Source organism: Litorivivens sp., from assembly GCF_041624475.1.
In the GTDB taxonomy this organism is placed as follows: domain Bacteria; phylum Pseudomonadota; class Gammaproteobacteria; order Pseudomonadales; family Spongiibacteraceae; genus Litorivivens.
Genome location: NZ_JBFJUX010000002.1, coordinates 363,412 through 386,607, shown reverse-complemented (window position 1 = coordinate 386,607; position 23,196 = coordinate 363,412). Strand labels below are relative to the sequence as shown.

At 55.1% G+C, this 23,196-nt stretch carries 22 protein-coding genes; 14 read left to right on the top strand and 8 right to left on the bottom strand.

The window, feature by feature from the left end:
• The first annotated feature begins 43 nt into the window (after positions 1-43).
• Positions 44-916 carry an amidohydrolase family protein gene (locus ABY734_RS04525; RefSeq protein WP_372777805.1) on the top strand — a complete coding sequence of 291 codons (873 nt, stop codon included), beginning with the start codon at positions 44-46 and terminating at the stop codon, positions 914-916.
• 142 nt (positions 917-1,058) lie between these two features.
• Positions 1,059-1,502 (top strand): nuclear transport factor 2 family protein, encoded by a 444-nt coding sequence (locus tag ABY734_RS04520; protein WP_372777804.1) that lies wholly within the window; start codon positions 1,059-1,061, stop codon positions 1,500-1,502.
• Between the two features lie 51 nt (positions 1,503-1,553).
• Here ABY734_RS04520 and ABY734_RS04515 read toward each other — a convergent pair whose 3' ends face one another.
• The 3 genes from ABY734_RS04515 to metH all read right to left on the bottom strand — a co-directional run bounded on the left by ABY734_RS04515 (position 1,554) and on the right by metH (position 7,882).
• Complete coding sequence (locus ABY734_RS04515) at positions 1,554-2,042, bottom strand: DUF934 domain-containing protein (RefSeq protein ID WP_372777803.1); 489 nt, start codon at positions 2,040-2,042, stop codon at positions 1,554-1,556.
• Positions 2,035-3,690 (bottom strand): nitrite/sulfite reductase, encoded by a 1,656-nt coding sequence (locus tag ABY734_RS04510; protein ID WP_372777802.1) that lies wholly within the window; start codon positions 3,688-3,690, stop codon positions 2,035-2,037. The genes ABY734_RS04515 and ABY734_RS04510 overlap by 8 nt, the downstream gene beginning before the upstream one ends.
• Positions 3,691-4,189: 499 nt before the next feature.
• The gene (gene metH / locus ABY734_RS04505; protein WP_372777801.1) at positions 4,190-7,882 is read right to left on the bottom strand and encodes a methionine synthase; all 3,693 of its coding nucleotides are present in this window, start codon (positions 7,880-7,882) and stop codon (positions 4,190-4,192) included.
• Positions 7,883-8,079: 197 nt separating this feature from the next.
• On the opposite strand from metH, the gene nfuA reads away from it, so the two are divergent.
• The gene (nfuA, locus tag ABY734_RS04500) at positions 8,080-8,706 is read left to right on the top strand and encodes a Fe-S biogenesis protein NfuA (RefSeq protein ID WP_372777800.1); all 627 of its coding nucleotides are present in this window, start codon (positions 8,080-8,082) and stop codon (positions 8,704-8,706) included.
• Between the two features lie 67 nt (positions 8,707-8,773).
• Here the strand turns inward: nfuA and ABY734_RS04495 are convergent, their stop codons facing one another.
• On the bottom strand, positions 8,774-10,093 hold the full coding sequence (locus ABY734_RS04495; RefSeq protein ID WP_372777799.1) for an MFS transporter: 1,320 nt from the start codon (positions 10,091-10,093) through the stop codon (positions 8,774-8,776).
• A 151-nt stretch (positions 10,094-10,244) separates the two neighbouring features.
• Between ABY734_RS04495 and cyoA the strand changes: the two genes are divergently transcribed.
• The 10 genes from cyoA to ABY734_RS04445 all read left to right on the top strand — a co-directional run bounded on the left by cyoA (position 10,245) and on the right by ABY734_RS04445 (position 18,481).
• The gene (cyoA, locus tag ABY734_RS04490) at positions 10,245-11,201 is read left to right on the top strand and encodes a ubiquinol oxidase subunit II (protein ID WP_372777845.1); all 957 of its coding nucleotides are present in this window, start codon (positions 10,245-10,247) and stop codon (positions 11,199-11,201) included.
• A gap of 56 nt (positions 11,202-11,257) precedes the next feature.
• On the top strand, positions 11,258-13,252 hold the full coding sequence (gene cyoB / locus ABY734_RS04485) for a cytochrome o ubiquinol oxidase subunit I (protein ID WP_372777798.1): 1,995 nt from the start codon (positions 11,258-11,260) through the stop codon (positions 13,250-13,252).
• Complete coding sequence (gene cyoC, locus ABY734_RS04480; protein WP_372777797.1) at positions 13,252-13,866, top strand: cytochrome o ubiquinol oxidase subunit III; 615 nt, start codon at positions 13,252-13,254, stop codon at positions 13,864-13,866. The genes cyoB and cyoC overlap by 1 nt, the downstream gene beginning before the upstream one ends.
• The gene (cyoD, locus tag ABY734_RS04475) at positions 13,863-14,231 is read left to right on the top strand and encodes a cytochrome o ubiquinol oxidase subunit IV (RefSeq protein ID WP_372777796.1); all 369 of its coding nucleotides are present in this window, start codon (positions 13,863-13,865) and stop codon (positions 14,229-14,231) included. Before cyoC ends, cyoD begins: the two co-directional genes overlap by 4 nt.
• Positions 14,232-14,233: 2 nt before the next feature.
• Positions 14,234-14,971, top strand: a complete 738-nt coding sequence (locus ABY734_RS04470) for an SURF1 family protein (protein WP_372777795.1) — start codon at positions 14,234-14,236, stop codon at positions 14,969-14,971.
• A 39-nt stretch (positions 14,972-15,010) separates the two neighbouring features.
• Positions 15,011-16,312 carry an ATP-binding protein gene (locus ABY734_RS04465; protein WP_372777794.1) on the top strand — a complete coding sequence of 434 codons (1,302 nt, stop codon included), beginning with the start codon at positions 15,011-15,013 and terminating at the stop codon, positions 16,310-16,312.
• Between the two features lie 4 nt (positions 16,313-16,316).
• Positions 16,317-16,856 carry a response regulator transcription factor gene (locus ABY734_RS04460; RefSeq protein WP_372777793.1) on the top strand — a complete coding sequence of 180 codons (540 nt, stop codon included), beginning with the start codon at positions 16,317-16,319 and terminating at the stop codon, positions 16,854-16,856.
• 11 nt (positions 16,857-16,867) lie between these two features.
• Positions 16,868-17,143: a DUF2970 domain-containing protein gene (locus tag ABY734_RS04455; protein ID WP_372777792.1), complete on the top strand. Its 276-nt coding sequence runs from the start codon at positions 16,868-16,870 to the stop codon at positions 17,141-17,143.
• A gap of 242 nt (positions 17,144-17,385) precedes the next feature.
• Positions 17,386-17,766: an antitoxin Xre/MbcA/ParS toxin-binding domain-containing protein gene (locus ABY734_RS04450; RefSeq protein ID WP_372777791.1), complete on the top strand. Its 381-nt coding sequence runs from the start codon at positions 17,386-17,388 to the stop codon at positions 17,764-17,766.
• On the top strand, positions 17,744-18,481 hold the full coding sequence (locus ABY734_RS04445) for an RES family NAD+ phosphorylase (RefSeq protein ID WP_372777790.1): 738 nt from the start codon (positions 17,744-17,746) through the stop codon (positions 18,479-18,481). Before ABY734_RS04450 ends, ABY734_RS04445 begins: the two co-directional genes overlap by 23 nt.
• A gap of 38 nt (positions 18,482-18,519) precedes the next feature.
• Here ABY734_RS04445 and ABY734_RS04440 read toward each other — a convergent pair whose 3' ends face one another.
• Together ABY734_RS04440 and ABY734_RS04435 are read right to left on the bottom strand one after the other, a co-directional pair.
• Entirely contained in the window at positions 18,520-19,161 is a 642-nt protein-coding gene (locus ABY734_RS04440) for a glutathione S-transferase family protein (protein WP_372777789.1), read from the bottom strand.
• 3 nt (positions 19,162-19,164) lie between these two features.
• Positions 19,165-20,268 (bottom strand): DUF2855 family protein, encoded by a 1,104-nt coding sequence (locus ABY734_RS04435; protein WP_372777788.1) that lies wholly within the window; start codon positions 20,266-20,268, stop codon positions 19,165-19,167.
• Positions 20,269-20,504: 236 nt separating this feature from the next.
• Between ABY734_RS04435 and ABY734_RS04430 the strand changes: the two genes are divergently transcribed.
• Entirely contained in the window at positions 20,505-21,719 is a 1,215-nt protein-coding gene (locus ABY734_RS04430) for an iron-containing alcohol dehydrogenase (RefSeq protein ID WP_372777787.1), read from the top strand.
• A gap of 21 nt (positions 21,720-21,740) precedes the next feature.
• Here the strand turns inward: ABY734_RS04430 and ABY734_RS04425 are convergent, their stop codons facing one another.
• Both ABY734_RS04425 and ABY734_RS04420 read right to left on the bottom strand, forming a co-directional pair.
• The gene (locus ABY734_RS04425; RefSeq protein WP_372777786.1) at positions 21,741-21,992 is read right to left on the bottom strand and encodes a hypothetical protein; all 252 of its coding nucleotides are present in this window, start codon (positions 21,990-21,992) and stop codon (positions 21,741-21,743) included.
• 137 nt (positions 21,993-22,129) lie between these two features.
• Positions 22,130-22,924 carry a thioesterase family protein gene (locus ABY734_RS04420; protein ID WP_372777785.1) on the bottom strand — a complete coding sequence of 265 codons (795 nt, stop codon included), beginning with the start codon at positions 22,922-22,924 and terminating at the stop codon, positions 22,130-22,132.
• Positions 22,925-23,196: the final 272 nt, after the last annotated feature.

The following is a 23,196-nucleotide window of genomic DNA, read 5'->3' as shown; positions in this document are numbered from 1 at the left end:
TTGGCGTTTTGTCGCGCTGAACAATGATAATGAGGACGTTACCATGCCCATGCCTACCGATTTCCCGATCATCGATTTGATGCTCAATGTGCCAGGTGAAGACAACAGCCAGTGGTATGAATTCATGAAGCCCCTGCTCATGGATCAGGAAAGCCGGGAGATGTTCAAGTTCCCCGCCCAGTACATGTTCAAGGATGTGCCGCAGGTCGGCGGTAAAGACGACTACATTGCCTACACCGTTGAGCAGATGGACAAGCACGGCATTCAGCGCGCCATGCTTGGTATCGACGACAACAATGTTGTTGCCAAAGAAGCCCTTGAGCGCTTCCCTGAACGTTTCTTCGCCGCTTATGAAGCCAATCCCAACAACGGTATGGAAGAGGTGCGCAAGATCGAGCGCCTGCACAAGGAATACGGCATCAAGGCGGTAACGGCCTTTGCTTCGGGTTTGTGCCCGCAGGTGCCTTACAACGAAAACAAGTGGTACCCCATTTACGCCAAGCTGGTTGAGCTGGATCTGCCGTTCTGCCCCTGCATTGGTGTGCCGGGTCCGCGCCTGCCGATGGCGCCGCAAAAAGTCGAACTGCTGGATGAAATCTGCTGGTTCTTCCCCGAGCTGAAAATTGTCATGCGCCACGGTGCCGAGCCCTGGGAAAAGCTGGCCTGGAAACTGATGCTCAAGTACCCGAACCTTTACTACATGACCAGCGCCTTTGCGCCCAAGCACTATCCGGAAGAGATTATTAACTTCGCCAACAAGCGCGGTGCTGACAAGATCATGTACGCGGGCTACTTCCCGATGGGGCTGTCGTTGGATCGTATTTTCAAGGATATGCCCAACGTGCCCTTCAAGGACGAGGTGTGGCCCAAGTTCCTCGGCGATAACGCCCGCCGGGTGTTCAAGCTGGAAGACTGATCACAAGGCCGCGCAAGCGGCCTTTTTTTCGCCGTTGTTTTGCGAAAAAAGGTTCCCCCCATTAGGGTGAGGCAAAAACCCCGCGCAGCTCCTAAGCTAGGCTTACTCTCATTAGGTGTTAACCATAACAAGGAGCTACCCCATGCTGTCTCAGCAGGAAATATCTGATCGTTTTGAAATCCAGGATCTGCTTTACCACTACGCCGATATTATTGACCGCAAAGCGGCCGACGAGCTGCGCGATGTTTTTACCGCCGACGCCCATATCGATTACAGCGCCTTCGACGGCTCGGTGGGTGATTTGGAAGCCACCATCACTTTTTTGAAAGAGGCCCTGCCGGCCTTTCCGAACTCCCAGCACCTCAATGCCAATATGCAGATCAAGGTCAATGGCGATACCGCCGAGGGCCGAGTGATGTGCTTTAACCCGATGGAAATGGCGATGGGCGAAGGGGAGAGCCATGTCTTTATGCTGGGTTTGTGGTACGTCGATAAATACGTGCGAACAGACAAAGGCTGGCGTATCAAAGAGCGGGCTGAAGTCAAAAGCTGGAAGTTCAATACCCCTGACTTTATGACCTTCTAACCTTTATTTTAGAGAAGGGACACGCGCCCTGGCTCAGCCAGGGCGTAGCGATTAGCCCTGGCGGGCCCGAAACAGAGGCTGGGGATTGTCGACTGACACCTGGTAGTGCACAGAGAAGTTCTGCAGACTATTCAGGGCAGCATCGAGATCTGTGTTCTGCAGAGCAAAGCTGTTGAAACCACAGCGACTCAGATAGGCCAACTGATCGCGCATAAAGTTTCCGATGGCGCGCAATTCACCACTGAACCCATGTTGCTCACGCAATTCACGCCCGTAGCTGAAGCCGCGACCGTCAGCAAAGGCCGGGAAGTCCACGGCAATCAATTCAAAACCATTGATCGCATCGCCCAGCATCTTGGGCGACTGATCGCTGGCCAGCCATACTGCCACGTTTCCGCGTGCCTGCAGGGCGTCTTTCTCATCGAGCCAGCGCTGGGCCGGTACAATGATATTGCCGGAGGGCAAATCGCCTTCCAGCTCGCGAACCACCTGCCAGTTGTCTTCAACAATGGCGCCGTCTTTGATAATACGCTCAGGCATATACACGCTCCTTGAAAGGCTCAATACCGATACGACGGTAGGTATCCAGGAAGCGTTCTTCCTCGGTACGGTTGTTGACGTAGGTTTCCAGCAGCTTGCTGATCACTTCGGGCACTTCATCCTGTGCAAACGAAGGGCCGAGAATTTTGCCGATAGCGGCATCGTTGCTCTGGCTGCCGCCAAGGGAGACCTGATAAAACTCCTGTCCCTTTTTGTCTACCCCGAGAATGCCGATATGGCCGATGTGGTGGTGACCACAGGCGTTCATGCAACCGGAAATGTTCAGTTCAATCTCGCCCAGATCGTAAAGATAGTCCAGATCATCGAAGCGGCGCTGAATAGCCTCGGCCACCGGGATGGATTTGGCATTCGCCAGTGCACAGTAATCGCCGCCAGGGCAGCAGATCATGTCATTCAGGGTGCCGATTACGGGAGAGGCCAAACGCAGGGCATCCAGCTTTTGCCAGAGGGCAAACAGATCAATCTTGCGTACATCAGGCAGTACCAGATTCTGCTCGTGGGTGCTTCGAATCTCACCAAAGCCGAACTCTTCGCTGAGCGCAGCGACCGCTTCCATCTGCTCTGCGGTGATATCGCCGGGCGCGACGCCGGTTTCTTTCAGGGAAACGTTAACGGCGGCGTAACCGGGCTGTTTATGCGCTACCGTGTTGTGGCTTAACCAGGCAGCGAAGCGAGGCTCGGCCAGACGCTGGTCATCCAGTGTCGACTGGGCCGCAGCGGCGTCCTGCGCTTCATAGGCGGGGGGCTGGAAAAAGCTGAAAGCATGGTCGATGGCGTCCTGCGTCAGGGTCATCGGTCCGTCTTTGATGGCCTGCCATTCGTCCTCGACTTTCTGCTTAAAGGCTTCTGCACCCATAGCCTTGACCAGAATCTTGATCCGCGCCTTGTATTTGTTGTCCCGGCGACCGAGCTGGTTGTAGACCCGCAGGATAGCATCGAGGTACGAAATAACATGCTGTTTGGGCAGACAATCGTGGATCAAGGAGCCGATAACCGGGGTGCGGCCCAGGCCGCCGCCGACAAACACCTTGAACGCAGTCTCGCCAGCGCTGTCTTTGATGATTTCCAGGCCAATGTCGTGGAAGGCCACGGCTGCGCGGTCCCGCTTGGAGCCACAAATGGCAATCTTGAATTTACGCGGCAAAAAGGCAAATTCGGGGTGGAAGGTTGACCATTGACGCAAAATTTCACACCAGGGGCGGGCATCTTCAACTTCGTCCTGAGCCACGCCGGAAAACTGATCAGCGGTAAAGTTGCGAATACAGTTGCCGCTGGTCTGGTTGGCGTGCATTTCCACCGTCGCCAGATCGGCGAGGATATCCGGAACTTCTTCCAGCTTGGGCCAGTTCAGCTGAATATTCTGGCGGGTGCTGAAGTGAGCGTAGCCCTTGTCATACTTGCGGGTAATGTCGGCCAGTTTGCGCAGCTGGTTGGCATTCAGGGTACCGTAGGGTATGCAGATGCGGAGCATCGGTGCCAGGCGCTGAATATAAAGGCCATTTTGCAGGCGCAGAGGCAGGAACTGCTCGTCGGTGATTTCACCCGCCAGATAACGTTGGGTCTGATCCCGAAACTGGGCGACCCGCTCATTGATAATCTGTCGGTCGAATTGATCGTATATATACATCGTGCTTCCGATTTAGGTCCGGTTTGATCCTGGTTAGCCCCTGAAATGCCTGTGGAGCTGACTTTGAGGGCGCGCAATTTTACACTAAAACCCTTTGTCAGCGCGAGCTTACGGGACGCTTAACTGCTGTGGCCGCTATGGTACGTAGATGCAGGCTCGAGGGGAAAGATCAGTTTTTCATATGCTTAGGACTGGGCGTCATCATTGGGCCGCTTGCGACTTGGTCAGCTTGACTGAATCCGCTACAATGCCGCCGGATTTAACACTAGCCTGAGGAAACACCGATGTCTGAAGAATCTCGTCAAGACGCCCTGGCCGATGCCTTTGCCAGCATCGCGATCATTGCGCTGGTGGTTGGTACTGTTACTTTCTGGCTGGCCAGCATGCCCAAGTAAGTATCGCCACAGCATAAAAAAAGCCTCTCTAGAGGCTTTTTTTATTCGTGCCGGTTGCACACCCACACCCTCTCCGGGCGGGGAGAGGGTTGGGATAAGAGCGTCTAGGGATCGTAATCCAGTACCGGCGACAGCCAACGCTCCATTTCCTTAAACGATTTACCTTTGCGCTCGGCAATACTCTCCACCTGGTCTTTAGCGATTTTGCCCACCGCAAAATAACGCGACTCGGGGTGAGAGTAATAAAACCCGCTCACCGACGCCGCTGGCGTCATGGCAAAGTGCTCAGTCAGCGCGACACCGGTTTCCGCTTCTGCATTCAGTATTGTGAACAGGGTTGGCTTTTCGGTGTGGTCAGGACAGGCAGGGTAGCCCGGCGCTGGCCGAATGCCCTGATACTTTTCCTTGATCAACTCTTCGTTGCTCAGGTTTTCGCTGTCCACGTAAGCCCAGAACTCGGTCCGTACCCGCTTGTGCATATGTTCAGCAAATGACTCAGCCAGCCGGTCGGCAAGCGCCTTGACCATAATGGCGCTGTAATCGTCGTTTTTGGCTTCGTACTCTGCTGACAGCGCTTCCGCGCCAATGCCTGCCGTTACGACAAAACCGCCGACATAATCCTTTACACCGCTCTTTTTAGGGGCGACATAGTCCGCCAGGCTCATGTAGGGCTTGTCGTCCGGCTTTTCGGTTTGCTGGCGCAGGTGGTGGAGGGTGGCCAATTCACCGCCGTCCTCATCGTAAAGGGCAATGTCATCACCTTCGCTGGCCGCCGGCCAGAAGCCGATGACGCCGGAGGCTTTCAGCAGTTTTTCGTCAATAATGCGATCGAGCATAGCCTGGGCATCATTGAACAGGTTGCGCGCCGCTTCGCCGACTTTTTCATCGTCGAGGATCTTCGGGTATTTTCCGGCCAGCCCCCAAGTGATAAAGAAGGGCGTCCAGTCGATAGTTTCCCGCAGTTGATCCAGCGGGTAGTCGTCAAAGGTGCGGGTGCCGGTAAACGTCGGCGTAGGGGGAGTATAGTTTTCCCAATCCGTTTTGAAGCCCTTTTCCACGACTGTGGGGTAGGGCAGGCGGCGGCCTCTGGCCTCATTGCCGGCCCGACGTTCACGGATACGGGCATACTCATCCTTGCGCTCTTTAACAAACGCGGTTTTCTGCGTATCACTGATCAGCTGGGTCGCGACACCAACGCTGCGCGAAGCATCCGGCACGTATATAACCGCGTCGTTTTTGTATTTCGGTTCAATCTTGACCGCGGTGTGCGCTTTTGAGGTGGTGGCACCGCCAATCATCAGCGGAACGTTGAAGTCCAGGCGCTGCATTTCGGCGGCAACATGCACCATCTCGTCCAATGAGGGCGTGATCAATCCGCTCAGGCCGATAATGTCGACGTTTTCCTTTTGGGCGGCATCGAGAATCTTGTCGCAGGAAACCATTACCCCGAGATCGATGACCTCAAAGTTGTTGCACTGCAGCACCACGCCCACAATATTCTTGCCGATATCGTGTACGTCACCCTTGACGGTGGCCATCAGGATCTTGCCGTTAGGCTTGGCGCCTTCTTCCTTTTCGGCCTCTATATAGGGCTGCAGGTAGGCCACAGCCTGCTTCATGACGCGCGCGGATTTCACCACCTGCGGCAGGAACATCTTGCCGGCGCCAAAGAGATCGCCGACCACGTTCATGCCATCCATCAATGGCCCTTCGATCACGTCGATGGGTTTGGCGGCTTCCTGGCGGGCCAGTTCTGCATCTTCTTCAATATAGGTGGTGATGCCTTTAACCAGCGCGTGTTCGATGCGCTTGGATACCGGCAGCTCGCGCCAGCTCAGGTCTTCCTGCTTGGAGGCTGTAGTGCCGTCGCCGCGGTATTTTTCCGCAACCTCCAGCAGGCGCTCAGTGCCGTCATCGCGCCGGTTCAAAATTACATCTTCAACCAGTTCGCGCAGCTCCTCGGGCAGATCGTCGTAAACCGCCAGTTGCCCTGCGTTTACGATGCCCATGTCCATGCCGGCCTTGATGGCGTGATACAGAAACACCGAGTGAATCGCTTCACGCACCGGGTTGTTGCCCCGAAAGGAGAACGACACATTCGATACGCCGCCCGAAACCAGCGCATGCGGCAACTCAGCCTTGATGTATTTGACCGCCTCGATGAAGTCCACGGCGTAATTGTTGTGCTCATCAATACCGGTGGCGACGGCAAAGATGTTCGGGTCAAAAATGATGTCCTGGGGCGGAAAGCCGACCTTGTTGACCAGAATGTCGTAGGATTTCGAGCAGATTTCCTTGCGTCGCTCCAGATTGTCCGCCTGGCCGTCTTCGTCAAAGGCCATGACCACAACCGCGGCACCAAAGCGGCGGCAGATGCGGGCCTTCTCGATGAACTCGGCTTCGCCTTCCTTCATGGAAATGGAGTTCACCACCGCCTTGCCCTGAATACATTTCAGGCCGGCTTCGATGACGTCCCATTTTGAGGAGTCCACCATGATGGGCACTTTGGAGATTTCCGGCTCCGAGGCGATCAGGTTCAGGAACTTGACGATGGCTGCTTCGGCATCGAGCATGCCTTCATCCATGTTCACGTCGATAATCTGCGCGCCGTTTTCGACTTGCTCCCGGGCAATTGCCAGCGCGGTGTCGTAGTCGTCTTCCAGAATCAAGCGCTTGAATTTGGCCGAGCCGGTGACGTTACAGCGCTCGCCGACGTTCACGAAAAGCGAATCCGGGGTAATGGTAAAAGGCTCCAGCCCGCTTAACCGACAGGCGATTGCTCTTGTCGGAATCTCGCGCGGTTTTACGTCCGCAACGGAGGCAGCGATTTTCTCAATGTGGGCCGGGGTGGTGCCGCAGCAGCCGCCGACCAGATTCAGGTAGCCACGCTCGCCCAGCTCCCGAAGCTCTCGACCCATGTCGTCGGGGGTTTCGTCGTACTCACCAAATTCGTTGGGCAGGCCGGCATTGAAGTGGCCGCTGACATAGCACTCGGCCACGTCCGCCAGCTCTTCAAAGAAGGGCCGGATCTCGGAAATGCGACGACCACAGTTTGTGCCGACGATCAGTGGTTTGGCGTGGGCGATGGTATTCCAGAAGGCGGTTGGGGTCTGCCCGGACAGGGTGCGGCCGCTGACGTCCGGGAAGGTGACGGAAACCATGATCGGAATTTCTTCGCCGCTATCCTCGAAATACTTGAGAATGGCGTAGATAGCCGCCTTGGCATTCAGACTATCGAAAATCGTTTCAATCAACAGCAAGTCTACATCGCTTTCCACGAGTGCCTTGGTGGCTGCGTAGTAATCTTCCACCAGCTGATCGAAGTTGATATTGCGTGCGCCCGGATCGTTCACATCCGGTGAAATAGAGGCGGTTTTCGGTGTTGGCCCGAGGATGCCGGCGACAAAGCGGGGTTTGTCAGGCGTGGCGGCGGTCTGGGCGTCAGCGGCTTCGCGAGCGACTTTGGCCCCGGCCCGGTTCAGCTCCTCGGCGATAAACTGCATCTCGTAGTCGCCCTGGGCGACCTGGGTGGAGTTAAAGGTGTTGGTGCCGATAATATCCGCGCCGGAATCCAGATAGGCCTGATGGATGTCTTTGACAACATCCGGCCGGGTAATAGAGAGCAGATCGTTGTTGCCCTTGATATCGAGATGGAAATCGGCAAAGCGATCGCCGCGGTAATCCGCTTCTTCGAGCTTATAGGACTGAATCATGCTCCCCATCGCGCCGTCGATGACCAGAATACGGTTCTGTAGGGCGTCTTTGAGTGCCTGAATGCGTTGTGCTCGATTGGCCATTGTCTTGCTAAATCCTTAAAAACTGTATGGAATTAACTGCTTGAAAAAGCAAATAAAAGCCCCCATAAACCGCTCTGCGCTTATGTGAGAATTGGGCTTCGTGTTAAACTGGCGAATTCTATCAGACTACGCCCGCGAATACTCGGTTAGACGGCGCCCTAAGCAGCGCATCGCGGGTGCAAACTCAAGAGGTAATTATGTCGGAAGGTCAAGCGGTTGCCGCCACAGACGGCACTGAAGTCAAAATGACCATCACCGAATCTGCCCAGGACTACCTGGCGGAACTGTTGTCAAAGCAGGGCGATGATGTGCTTGGTGTGCGTGTGTTTATCACCCAGCCAGGAACCCCGAAAGCGGAAACCTGTATCGCTTACTGTCGTGAGGGCGACGCCCAGGACGACGATATTCAGATTCCTTACCCGAAACTGACTATTTATGTAGAAACCCGCAGCGTGCCGTTTCTGGAAGACGCCACGGTGGATTACGCCAAGGACCGCATGGGTGGCCAACTGACCATCAAGGCGCCCAATTCACGTCTGCCACGGGTTAATGAAAACAGTCCGCTGGAAGATCGGGTCAACTACATTCTGTATAACGAGGTGAACCCGTCACTGGCAGCCCACGGCGGTGAAGTCTCACTGGTGGAAATCACCGAAGACAAATTCGCCATTCTCAAGTTTGGTGGCGGTTGCCAGGGCTGCGGGATGGTTGATGTAACGCTGAAGGAAGGTGTCGAGAAATCGCTGGTCGAACAGGTGCCTGAACTGGCAGGTGTCCGTGACATGACAGATCACACCAATACCGAAAACGCCTACTTCAAATAGCGCGATATGCCGATAAAAAAAGGCGACCCTGTGCAAGCAGCGTCGCCTTTTTTGTTTCTCTTTTAAACTACTGAACGTCGACCTTGCGGTTGATATACAGCGCCAGCAGGGTGCAGAAAGCGCCGGAAATCAGGTAGAGGCTGACTGCTTCGAGGCCAAACTGTACTGACAGGCCCAGCGCAATCAGGGGCGCAAAAGCGGCGCCAAACAGCCAGGCAAAGTCGGAAGTGAGGGCGGCGCCAGTGTAGCGAAAGCGACGCTTGAAATTGGCAGTTACGGTTCCCTGCGACTGACCATAGGAAACACCCAGCAAGGCGAAACCAATCAGAATAAAGGTGTTTTGCAGCCCCGGCGAGCCGCCCATCAGATAGGGCGCAAACAGGGCAAACACCCCGATCACCGCGGCCATCCAGCCCACCGTGCGGCGCTTACCGATCTTGCCGGCGAGCACGCCCGAGGCAATTGTGGCAAGAATACCAATCAGCGCGCCAAACACCTGAACCGTCAGTACGTCATTGATAACCTGCGATCCATTCAACAGGATCCAGGACAGCGGGAAGATGGTCACAATGTGGAAGAGGGCGTAGCTGGCCAGCGCCGCAAAGGCGCCGAGAAAAATGGTCGGGCCTTCTTCGTCCAGCATTTCACGGGTACTGATGGGCTCCAGTGCGCTTTCTTCCAGCGCCAGGGTATATTCTTCGGTCAGTACCAGACGCAGGCGGGCAAACAGGGCGACCACATTGATGGCAAAGGCCACGAAGAAGGGGTAACGCCAGGCCCAGGCCAGAAAATCCTCGGCACTGACATTGAGAATCAGGTACAGAAACAGCACATTGGCCAGCAGAAAACCAATCGGCGCACCGAGCTGGCCGAACATCGTGTACCAATTTCGGCGCGCACGCGGTGCGTTCAGGGCGAGAAGTGACGGCAAACCATCCCACGAGCCGCCCAGGGCGAAGCCCTGCAGTATGCGAAACAGGGCAAGCAGGAAAATGGCGGTGCCGCCCAGACTGGCGTAGCCCGGCAGAAAACCGATGCCGGCTGTGGCAGTGCCGAGTAGAAACAGCGAGGCGGTGAGTTTTACACTGCGCCCCCAGCGCCGTTGGATGCTCATGAACAGGGCGGTGCCAAAAGGCCGCGCGACAAAGGCCATGCCGAAGATCACGAAGCCGTAAAGCATCCCCTGTAGGGTTTCGGCAAACGGGAAAAACACTTGCGGGAAGACCAGTACGCAGGCCATCCCGAACACAAAAAAGTCAAAGTGTTCCGATGCGCGTCCGATGATGACGCCGACGGCGATTTCGCCGGGGGCCACAGGCGAGTGGCCATCCGGCGTCTGAAAATCTGAGGCTGAAGTCGCGTTGCTATTGGCGTTGAGTGTGGCCATGGTCAGGCAAATCCCGGTGAGTTCGCTCGATCTGGGCACAGACTACCGCGTTTGCTGCGGGTCAGCTATAGGACAAATTGTCCAATTCACCGCACCGACCGATTGGCGTAAAGTTTGCGCCAGTTTCCACTCGATGGGTTGATCTGTGGCAATGTTTACTAACCAAAGATTCAGTAAAACGCTGTTGTTCGCCGCTCTGGCACCGGTTTTCCTGACCGGCTGCGACTGGGTGGTGATGTCTCCGTCGGGTGACATTGCAGCGCAGCAGGCAAACCTGATTGTCTGGGCCACCATCCTGATGCTGATTATCGTGGTGCCGGTCATCGCCCTCACGTTCTGGTTCGCCTGGCGCTATCGCGCCTCCAACAAGAAGGCAACCTATAGCCCCGATTGGGATCATTCAACCCATCTGGAGTTGGTCATCTGGGCGGCCCCCCTGGCCATCATTATTGCTCTGGGTGCAATGACCTGGGTCAGCACCCATCAGCTAGACCCTTATCGTCCGCTATCTCGCATTGATGAAGGCAAGCCCGTCCCAGCCGATATGGAACCCCTGGTGGTCGAGGTGGTTGCCATGGACTGGAAGTGGCTCTTCTTTTACCCCGAGTACGACATCGCCAGCGTAAACGAACTGGCTGCGCCGCTGGATCGGTCGATTCAGTTCAAAATCACGTCCACAACCATGATGAACTCCTTTTTCATCCCCGCGCTGGCCGGGCAGATCTATGCCATGGGGGGCATGGAAACCAAACTGCATGCCGTCATCAACGAAGTTGGCGTATACGACGGGTTTTCAGCGAATTACTCCGGTGCCGGATTTAACGGTATGCGCTTCAAGTTTCATGGCATGCAAGATGAGGCCTTTGAGGCCTGGATAGCCCGCGTTAAAACACAGGGCGAAGACCTGACACGCCCGGTTTATAAAGAGCTGGAGAAGCCCAGCGAATACGAACCGGTTCGTTATTACCGCTCCGTTATGCCCGGTCTATACGACAAAATCCTCAACCGCTGCGTCGATCCGGGTACGTTGTGTATGAAAGACATGATGGGCGGTCACCAGCACACCGGGCATCAGTCTGCAGAGGCGGAAAATCATGATGCGCACTGATTATTCATCCCGGCGAATGACCGATTCAATTGATTTCCTCAGCGAGTGTCGTTGCAATGTCTGATTCATTTGACCTTGGCAAACTCATTTTTGGCCGGCTAACGCTTGAGTCATTTCCTTTTCACGACCCGATTATTGTCGCGACCTTTATCATGGTGGCCATCGGCGGAACCGCGCTGCTGGTTGCGGTAACCAGAGCAGGGCTGTGGGGCTATCTGTGGCGTGAATGGTTTACCAGTATCGATCACAAGCGCATTGGCGTGATGTATATGATCCTGGGCATTGTGATGCTGCTGCGCGGCTTTGCCGACGCTATTATGATGCGTATTCAGCAGGCTATTGCCTTCGGTGATTCGATGGGTTACTTACCGCCGGATCACTACGACCAGATTTTCACGGCCCACGGCGTCATCATGATTTTCTTTGTCGCTATGCCGTTTGTGGTGGGCTTGATGAACTACATGGTGCCGCTGCAGATCGGCGCCCGCGATGTGGCCTTTCCCTTTCTCAACAACTTCAGTTTCTGGATGACAGCCTCGGGTGCCATTCTGGTGATGCTGTCACTGTTTGTGGGGGAATTCGCCAAATCCGGCTGGCTCGCCTATCCGCCCTTAACCGGAATATTACAAAGCCCCGGGGTAGGGGTGGATTACTATATCTGGGCACTGCAAATAGCCGGGGTGGGAACCCTGCTATCCGGCGTTAACTTCGTGGTCACCATTGTCAAAATGCGGGCACCCGGCATGACGCTGATGAAGATGCCGGTATTCGTCTGGACCTCGCTGTGTACTAACATCCTTATTGTGGCGGCTTTCCCCGTATTGACTGCGGTTCTCGCGATGCTGTCGTTGGACCGTTACCTGGATATGAACTTCTTCACCAATGATCTTGGCGGCAATGCCATGATGTACGTGAACCTGATCTGGATCTGGGGCCACCCGGAAGTGTATATCCTGATCCTGCCGGTCTTCGGGGTGTTCTCCGAGATTGTCGCTACCTACAGCGGTAAACGCCTGTTCGGTTATTCATCCATGGTTTACGCCACGGTTGTGATTACCATCCTGTCCTATCTGGTGTGGCTGCACCATTTCTTCACCATGGGATCCGGCGCTACCGTCAATAGCTTCTTCGGCATCACCACCATGATCATTTCGATACCCACCGGCGCCAAGGTGTTCAACTGGCTGTTCACCATGTATCGCGGACGCATCCGCTTCGATGTACCGATGCTTTGGACCGTCGGCTTTATGGTGACCTTTGTGATCGGCGGCATGACCGGTGTGTTGCTGGCGGTGCCACCTGCGGACTTTGTGTTGCACAACAGCCTCTTCCTGATTGCCCACTTCCACAATGTGATTATCGGTGGCGTGGTGTTTGGGGTGTTCGCTGCGATTACCTATTGGTACCCGAAAGTTACCGGTTACAAGATTGATGAATTCTGGGGCAAGTTGACCTTCTGGTTCTGGCTGGTTGGCTTTTATCTTGCCTTCATGCCGCTCTACGTTCTGGGGCTGATGGGTGTAACACGTCGCATGAGCCAGTTTGATGATCCCTCGCTGCAGATCTGGTTCCAGATTGCACTGGTGGGTGCGATCCTGATCGGTATCGGTATTTTCTGCTTCCTGATGCAGTTCTACGTCAGCTACCGCAAGCGTGACCAGTTGCGCGATGAAACGGGCGACCCCTGGGATGGTCGGACCCTGGAGTGGTCAACCACCTCGCCGCCGCCCCAGTACAACTTCGCCTTTACCCCCCGTGTTTATGACAATGACGCCTGGTGGCAAATGAAGGCGAACGGCTATCAGCACCCGAATGAAGGCTTCCTGCCCATTCATATGCCGAAAAACACAGCGGCCGGTATTGTGATTGCCGGTATCAGCACGGTGTTGGGTTTTGCCCTCATCTGGCATATGTGGCTGATTGCCGGACTGTCTTTTGTCGGCCTGATCGGAGCGATTATTGCCCATAGCTTTAACTACAAGCGCGACTACTATATTCCCGTGGAGGAAGTAGCCAAGGTCGAGCTGCAACGAGGGGAGGTGATCGCCTGATGTCACAGTCTGTCGCAGTTAATTCAAACCTGGACTTTGTGGTTCGCGATCACCACGCGCCGAATGGTACGCTGCTGGGTTTCTGGCTTTACCTGATGAGCGACTGCCTTGTCTTCGCCGCGCTGTTTGCGACCTACGGTGTGCTCAGTCAGAGTTACGCGGGCGGTCCTACGGGCGGGGAGCTCTTTGACCTGCCACTGGTCGCTTTGAATACCGCTTTCCTGTTGTTTTCATCCATTACCTATGGCTTTGCCATGCTGCAAATGCAGCAGGGTAAAAAACAAGGCACCATGATCTGGCTGGGCATTACCGGGCTGTTTGGCGCGGCGTTTCTGGCCGTGGAACTCTACGAGTTTTATCACCTGATCCACATCGGCGCCGGACCACAGCGCAGCGCATTTCTGTCGTCGTTTTTTGCTCTGGTCGGTACTCATGGCCTGCATGTGATGATTGGCCTGATCTGGCTGGTTACCCTGCTATTTCAATTGTCGAAGCACGGCCTGATTCAGGAAAATCGCCGCCGACTGTTCTGCCTGTCCATGTTCTGGCACTTCCTCGATGTGATCTGGATCGGGGTATTTACCTTTGTTTATCTGATGGGGTCTATGACATGAGCGACGTTCACACCCAGGATAACCACGCCGAGCACCATCACAACGAAGAGGCTCCGCACGCTTCATTCAGTGGTTACATGATTGGCTTTCTCGCCTCGGTTTTTCTTACCGCGATTCCATTCTGGCTGGTAATGGGTGGCGTATTTGAATCGAAAGCCACCACCTCCCTGATCATTCTTGCCTTCGCCGCTGTGCAGATTGTGGTGCACATGGTGTATTTCCTGCACATGAACTTTCACTCAGAAGGCGGCTGGAACATGCTTTCGCTGCTGTTCACGGCGGTGCTGCTGTTTATCACCCTGTTTGGTTCGCTTTGGGTTATGTACAACATGAACGTGAACATGATGCCGGGCATGATGCAGTAGCGATGATCTGGCGCTGGGCGTTTATTCTGCTGAACCTTTCTGCCTGCGCGACTTTCATCGCTCTGGGAAACTGGCAACTGGATCGCCTCAGTTGGAAAAAAGCGCTGATTAGCCGCGTCGAGCAGCGAGTTTCCGCCCCCGCAGTGCCGGCGCCCACACCGGGCCAATGGCGCGAGCTTTCCCGCGAGTCGCACGAATATTTACACGTCTCTCTTTACGGCCGTTTCCTCGCTGAATACAACACGCTGGTCGTCGCCGCGACAGAAAAAGGCAGTGGCTACTGGGTGCTGACACCGCTGCTGACGGATAATCACGGAACCGTATTAATCAATCGCGGCTATATCGGCCAGGGCGCGCAGCCTGCACCAGCGCCCGGGGGTGAAGTCACCGTATCAGGGCTGTTGCGTTTGACGGAGCCCGATGGCGGTTTTCTGCGAGCTAACGACCCTGCAGCGAAACGCTGGTATTCCAGGGATGTAGTGGCGATCGGGAGCGCTCTCAGCTTATCTCTGGCTCCGTATTTTGTTGATGCTGACACCGGACAGCCCGGCAGTGCCGGCAACGTCGACTTCGATGGCGAGCAATCTGTCCAGAATCCGCTTGGCGGCCTGACCGTTATCAACTTCAGTAATAGCCATAGGGTCTATGCGCTCACATGGTATACCCTAGCGTTGATGGCGGCGGGTGCGTGTGTCTTTCTGTTCAGAGATCACCTTCATCACAGTAAAACCCGGCCGTAGAAAGGCAATGAAACTTTCACAAGGGCAGGGCAACGTTCCATGCTGAGACTGGTAAGGCGGCTGCGCAGCGACGGCAGTAACGACGATACCCAGAGCAAGCTTATGCGCCAGCTGGTGCAATTGCGCTGGATGGCGGTGCTTGGCCAACTGCTGACAATTCTTGTGGCGCACTTCAGTTTTGGCGTGTCGTTGCCACTCACCGCCATGCTGTCAGTACTGGCCGGGCTGGTTGTTTTTAATGGTGTGTATGAAATCAGCCTGCGAGTAGGGCGGCGCATACATGCAGCAGAGCTTTTCTTCGGCCTGCTGGTAGACATGGCCACGCTGACCTTCCAGCTCTACTTCAGCGGCGGCGCGACCAACCCCTTTGTTTATCTCTATGTCTTGCAGGTAGGGCTGGCGGCCGTATTGATGGCAGCGCCTTTAGCCTGGACCTTACTCGGTGTCGCCACGCTTTGTTTTCTCTGGCTGGCGGAATCAGCCAAACCGCTGGATCTGCCGCTCGACTACCATCTGGGCTTTGAAAGCTTCTATGTGCAGGCCATGTTCATCTGCCTGCTGCTCAATGCCTCCTTACTCGTCATATTCGTCAACCGGATTACCCGCACCCACCGCGAGCGGGATGCGCGACTGGCTGAGCTGCGTCAGCGCGCCGCCGAGGAAGAACATATTCTGCGAATGGGTTTGCTTGCCTCCGGGGCTGCCCACGAGCTGGGCACGCCTTTGGCTACCATTGCCGTGCTGCTCGGTGACTGGCGTCATATGCCGGAGCTTGCAGACAACCCCGACCTTAATCAGGATATCGAAGAGATGCAGGCCCAGGTACGCCGCTGCAAATCCATCGTCAGTGGCATACTGATGTCAGCCGGTGAAACCCGGGGGGAATCCTCAGGCGAAACCACCGTGCATGAATTTTTTGACGAATTGATCGCTGAGTGGAATGCAACCCGTAAAAGCCGTGAGCTGCATTTCGAAAACCGCTTTGGGGAAGATCTGGATATCGCTTCCGATTCGGTGCTGAAGCAGACCGTGTGCAATCTCCTCGATAATGCGCTGGAAGCCTCGCCCCTGTGGGTTGGGCTGGAAGTGTCCCGGGAGCAGGATGATATGCTGATTCGTGTATTTGATCGCGGCCCTGGCTTTGCGGGAGAGGTCTTCGAGCGACTCGGTGAGCCCTATCAATCGACAAAGGGGCGGCCCGGCAGTGGGCTTGGCCTGTTCTTGGTGTTCAACGTGGTAAGAACCCTGGGTGGCGAAGTGCAAACCAATAATCTGCCGGGGGAGGGCGCGGAAGTGATTCTGCGACTCCCCCTGGAAGCCCTGCTGCTAAAGGAGGATTAAGGGCATGACCGACAGTGAAAAAACCCTGTTGCTGGTGGAAGATGATGCCGCTTTCGCACGTACCTTGGGTCGATCTTTTGAACGCCGCGGCTACACTGTTGTCAATGCCAGTAGTCTTGAAACAACCCAGCAGGCGCTACAGGAATGCTCGCCTACCCACGCGGTTGTTGATTTAAAGCTCGATGGAGAAGCCTCGGGGCTCGCCTGTGTGCAGGCCCTGCATGAGCATGACCCGGATACGCTGATTGTCGTGTTAACCGGCTACGCCAGCATTGCCACCGCGGTCGAGGCCGTCAAACTGGGAGCCTGCCATTATTTGGCAAAGCCCTCCAATACCGACGACATTGAAGAAGCCTTCAACAGCGCAGAGGGCAACGCTGACGTTGAAATCAAGGGCCGGGCGACTTCCATTAAGACTCTGGAGTGGGAGCGAATCCACCAGACCCTGGCAGAAACGGATTTCAATATATCCGAAACCGCGCGGCGTTTGGGTATGCATCGGCGCACACTTGCCCGTAAGCTCGCCAAACAACAGGTTAAATAGACGGACAGGATATGAACGACCCGAAACGCGAAGATACATTGGATCAACAACAACCAAACACGCAAAGTGAAAAGGGTGCGGACAAACCGCTGGGCTTTTTCGAAGTGCTTATTCAGGGCATCGCCTTGATATTTGCCATTCAGAATCATGCTGGGCGCAAACGCCTAATGGATCTAGCCGAAACCAACCCACTGCCGGTAGTCATAGCCGGGCTGGCATCTACCGTGTTGTTTTTCTCGTTTTGTTTTTTGACATCTCAGTTCTTCATCCACATTCTCAGTAAGTAAATAACCATTTAAATCAATAAACTGCGATCAACTCCTCAGCAGGGGCTGAGGTATTGTGGTGCGAATTTAAAGCCAGAGGTTGCTGATTTCCTTGACGATTTGCTCGCGTAATGTGTCCCGCCGCACCCCGGATGGTGCCTGCCGGGCGACTAGGCGCCTGGGTGGCTTTGACAAGCCTGCGCTAATTCATATATAAATAAGAATCACATTATATTTATTTATAAAGAGGCGCAAGGCAGCCTATGGCGACGCCCAAAGTCAAACCGAAGGGCAACGACCGGGAACGGGTACTGACCCAGTCCGTGCTTGCAGCCGCCGAAGGTTTGCAGTTGCGAGACAAGGATCTTGCCGCCGTTCTGGGGGTATCTCCCAGTATGGTGAGCAACTATCGGCGTCACGGCGCTGTGCTGGACGAAGACAAAACCCCTTATCATCTGGGTATCGCCTTTATTCGGGTATTTCGCTCGCTCGCAGGCATCGTGGGGACTCGACCGGAGCACCTGCGTGGCTGGTTTCACAGTGACAACCGGGATCTGGGCGGTACGCCCTCTGTGCTGGTCACCAAACCCGAAGGCCTGTACCTGACGCTCCAGTACCTCGATGCCAACCGGGCCGTTATTTAAGCTGCGGACGGTAAGGTGCAGGTCCTGGCGCTGTGTTGAGCATCAGGCCACCATCGCCACCAAAAATCTGGTTGCCGGCAATCTCCGTGATCACGACATCCTCGAGGGCTTACTTGAGGACAGTAAGCCAGCAATCCCCGATGATGCAAAGCATCTGCACTGGCTGGCAGCGACACCTTTTCGGTATTTTCGTGCTTACGAAAGCCGCTTTGGCCCTAAAGGGCGGCGAGGTGTCTGGTATGGAGCGGCGAAAGAGGATGTGGCGTTGCGGGAGTTCACCTACCATCGTCAGCAATTTTTCGCCGCCTACGATGGCGATAAACCGCATACACTGACCGTGAGTCTGATACAGGCCAATCTTGCAAGCAATAAGGCGCTAGACCTCAGCGGTGCTGCGTTTAACCGGCGTCGAAAGCGCATTGAAGACCCAGAGCATTACGGTGAGTGTCATCGCATTGCAGAAAAGGCGCTGGCGCAGGGGGTTGAGCTCATTGTCTATAACAGCGCCCGAACCCCGCCTTCCTCAAGCAATCGGACCTGTCACGCCGTTATACATCCGGCAGGTTTCGGGTCACCGTCGATCCGAAACAGTGCGGCCAGAACAGTTAGCATAACGCTATCTGATGGTGTCGTAAGAGCGTCGTTTGATGCTACCCGGCGATTTATCGAGTTTACTGCAAACAGTCTGAACTGGCAGGAAAACAGGGAGGACTGAAAAGGCCGGGATGGCCCCGGCCTTCTCCGCAAGTAGGCTTAACTCAAGCCCAGAGTTTTCGCCTCTTTGGCCAGTATGGTGCTGACTTGCGGGATTTCTTTGACCCGGTTTATCAGTCCGGCCAGGTTCGGCCAGCGCGAGGCGTCCACTTCATAGCCCGCGTAACCCGCGTTGTAGAAGGGGCTGGCGATGCTCATATCCGCCATGGTGAAATCACCAAAGACAAAGCCCTCGGCAGGAACTTTGCTTTCAAGGTAGTCCAGCAAAGGCGGCAGTTTTTTGTCGATGATCTTGGCAACCAGCTCTTCGTCGGGTTCTTGCTTAAAGGCGAAGGGACGCATAAAGCGCTGAAAGAAAATGCCCGCGGCCAACTCCGCTACCGCTCCGGTACACAAGTCTTCATACCAGTCGGCCAGCGCTCGTTCTTTTACCTCTGCGGGGTAGAGCGGTAAATCGGGATAGGCCGCTTCCAGGTAGCGACATATAACCTTGGAGTCACCCAGCGTAAGATCGCCATCAACCATGGTAGGTACTTTTCCCAGCGGGTTGAGCTTCTGGTAATTTTCATCGCGCGCGAAGGGCATTTGCGCAACCAGCTCGTAGGGGACTTGTTTAATATCGAGTAACACCAGTACTTTTCGTACAAAAGGTGAGCCAAGGACGCCGTAGATCTTAATCATGATTTACTCCGGTTGAGACAGCAGTGAAGCCATAATGCCTGTGCTGCCGGGAACTTTATTATCCAGTAGATTATGCCAGCTATGCTCGACGGCTTCCGCCCCTAGAACCCACTCAATTTGCATGTGACTTTTGGCCTTTTCCGCGATTTTCATGGTGGCCTGCATCGCTTTCATGCTCATCTCGCCGGGGCCCCATTCCTTGTCTCGCTTGGCAATTTGCGCGGGCGCGAAGAAGAGATTGGGTTTCGCGCCAGGCAGTTCACCCATCGGACCGCCGTCTTCCCAGTGGCTGGCGCCGACCATGGCGCTTTCGACCATGTTGTCTCCCAGGTGATTGTGCAGCGTCTGCGTCAGCTTCGCATCGCCAGCCATATCGATATAGGCGGCCGGCAGGCCTGGGTCGATACTCGATTCGTGTCCGTAAATAACAATCTGGTCACAGCACCCCAGCGCCTCTACAAACCCAGTGTTACCCGGAGAGGTAAGCCCAATAACCTTGGCGGATACAGATGGATCGTCGTGTAGTAAGGTCGCCAGACTAAAGCCGGTTTTCGAGGACACTGAGCCAATAATGATTTGCTTTGCACCGAAACAGTCGTTGTCGACCAGATAGTCGTACAGTACGTAACCCGTTGCCATGAGTGGAAACAGCAAGCAGCGCTCGTTTTCAAATTGTTGCACAAGTTCAGGTTCACGCTGTGTACGCCGGTAATTGCTGTACAAGGCCGAACCCGGAAGTTCAGTTCGATGTGGCGCGATATCCCGAAAATTGTCATTGCGAATCTTGCCGGGCTGCAGAATTGCGTGGCTGCTCATGGGGAAAAAACCGTACAGCCGCTCACCAATCTCAACATCCTCGCAACGTGACTCGACAACATTGGCGCAGCCCCAAACGGTCACTTTCCCCCAATTGTCAGGGGCCGGGTAAAACTTCCAGTAACCAATGGCGTCGCCCATGACCGCGTAGGTGACGTTGTTTGCGGTCAGTCCAAACTTGTCTATGGCGACAACTATTTCGCCTTCTTCTATGGCGCGCAGTTGATCTGTTACAACCCGCGTCTTTCGAAAATCAGATTTTTCGACCCACAGTTCCGTGTAACTGGTCATTGTTCAACTCCGTATCTTCACCGAATGGACGCTCCCCGAAATCGGTAAGGTGAATTGGCTGACAAGGGGGCTGCGCATCACCCGAGAACGGTATCACAGACCTAGAAATACAGATACGCGCAGGCCAGTCGGTATTGTGTGAAAAACAGTGTAGTTGTTGCAATAAGCAGTCGAGTCGCCATCCAGCGTGCTTACGCGGTAATATTGGGCAGCTAAAATAAGAGGTTCTGTAAACTATGCACCTGGTTACCGTTTTATACAGCAAATTTATGGGCCTGCTGAGCCGTGTTCTGATGAAGTTTATTGCGCTGCCAGCACCGCTGGTGTTTACCGGAGCTGGTAGCTCAGCCGCTCTGTGTAATGCAATCGCGGGGTTCGGCCACAAACGCGTTTTGGTGGTTACTGACAAGATGCTGGTAGAGCTCGGCATCGTCGCACAGGCCACCAAGGCGCTGGAAGAGCAGGGCATCGGCGTAGAAGTCTACGATGCCATATTGCCCGACCCGGATTTTGCACAGGTTGATGGAGGTATACAGCACTGCCGCACACAAAACTGCGATGCGGTATTGGCGATAGGAGGAGGCTCTTCCCTGGATGCCGCAAAAATCATTGCGCTGAGCGCCGGTTCCGACCAGGCTCCGCGTGATGTACTGGGCTTTTTTAAAGTTTCCCAGCGGGGACTGCCCACTTACTGTGTGCCCACGACGGCAGGGACAGGCTCTGAAGCCACCATGGTCTCGGTGATCACGGACACGGCCTCCAGCACTAAATGTTTTATCGTTGACCCCAAGCTTGTACCCAGTGCCGTAGCTCTTGATGCAAGTCTGATGACCGGGCTGCCACCGGCGATTACCGCAGCAACCGGCATGGATGCGCTTACCCACGCTATAGAGTCTGCATTGTCGCGAGAAGCCAATGACGAAACCCGGCAAAAAGCCCTGACCGCTGTCAGCATGATTTTCAATAATCTGGAAGCAGCGGTTAAGGATGGAACGAATCTGCAAACTCGCGAGGCCATGGCTATCGCCAGTTATTATGCGGGCTCAGCTTTTACCATTACTAATGTGGGTTATGTGCACGGCCTTGCGCATCAGCTGGGCGCGCTGTGTCACTTGCCGCACGGCTTGGCGAATGCGCTGTTCCTGCCGCATATACTCGATTTTTACCTGGACAGGGCAGCACCGGAACTGGCCCGAATAGCCCAGGCAGCAGGCGTGGGGCAGGACACAGATTCAGATCAGGAGCGCGCGCGTAAGCTGGTAACTGCGGTGCGAGAGCTGAAGTCGAACATTGGCATGCCCAGCCATGCTGATGGCCTTAAAGAAGAGATGGTGAGCGAATTGGTAAGCCGGGCGCTGAATGAATCACATGGGCTTTACGGCTACCCGGTACCCAAGTATATGCGGCGCAAGGAATGCGAAGAAATCGTCCGCAAACTGTTGCCGGCGTGAGCGTTGAGTGCGGTTGAAGGCTTATTCAGGACGTATGATGAATTCATGTGCAGTGCGCCCGGCAACAAGGCTTACAACTTCGCCTCGTCGCTGGCGGGTAGCGACTTGCAGACGCTGACCATTATCCAGCGTCGCTTCAAGAACGACTCGTTCGGGAATGGTGACGCTTATGGCAATAGTGGTTGTAGAGGTATCGCCCAATGCCTGTATTGGGTGTGACGCGACGGCCAGGCCGATGATTAAAACAGCGCGAATTAGATGTTTCACCAGCATGCCCCCGTTCGTTGGCAATTTTCAGGGCCAGCTTAGGGGGCACTCGTCAGTGCGTTAATCAGGGAATATGCTTAGTTGGATAGCGGATAGCGGATAGCCCGGAGGCGAGAGATCAAAATGGGGCAACCCCGTAGATTCTATTCTGCCGGCTGCAAAAACAGGGTTTGCATGACTTCCGCCACCGGTCCCTCGCGGTCGAACAGGCTACCTTCGGCAAGCCCTATGCCGGTAGATTCCCAGAATGAGCGGGAGCTAAGGGCCAGCCATTCGGAGGTCGGGGGTCGGAACATCACAATAGTGATGTCCGGGTTTACGAAACCCATTTGATCCAGTTCCAGGTTTCTTGAACTTCCGTTGGGACAATCCGCCAGCGGACACAGTCGCTGGAACGGGCTGGGTTCTTCGCCTTCAAGTATCGGCAGGGTTTTCATCCAAAACGTGGTCGGCCCGATGCTGTTTTTCTCGCCTGGCGGGTAACGGACCTCAACACCATCGCGAAAGGACGGCAAACCGTGACGGGGTTTGGCGACGGCAAATTCGCCTACTTGAGCATTGTCGAAGTCAGGTGTGGGGGCATGGTGTGTAGGTACCGGACCCAAGTTGCGAACAACAATGTGCAGGCTTTGTGCGACCGCCACCCGTTTGCCGTTGCAGTCGTGAATTTCAGCGCTCGCCATGGAGACGCCGCGGCCTTGCTTGGTCTCCCGGGCAGTGATCCGGAATCCGTACATAGGGACGGGGCGGTGCAGTTCAACCGACAGCCGTACCAGTTGCTTGTCGGGCAGGCGTTGCTCAACGGCGCGGGCGACCAGCGCGGTCACAGGGCCAGCATGACAGCCATTAGCATCCCAGGGCCCACGGGCGGGGTCGTTGCCATAAAATAATTCACCATCTGGGGAATGAAAAAACGCGGTGTAGCGGGGGTCGATCATGAACTGGCGGGCTCCGGAAGTGTGTCAATCGCGGATATTATCGCAGATTGCGCCCCTGCGCTCCGACGGATGCGCATTGAATACGGTGAATGCATTAATTTAAATATTTACCGCTGGTATGGGCGACAACCGGAGGGGCTGGCCCAATCCCTGCCAGCCAAAGCCAGCATCGAAAGGGCGGTGTTTGCGCAGGGATCTGAGGTATGGCCGCTTTCAGGGCGGCTACTTGAGAATAACTACTTTTTTGCCACATCCAGATCGGGAGTGTGCCA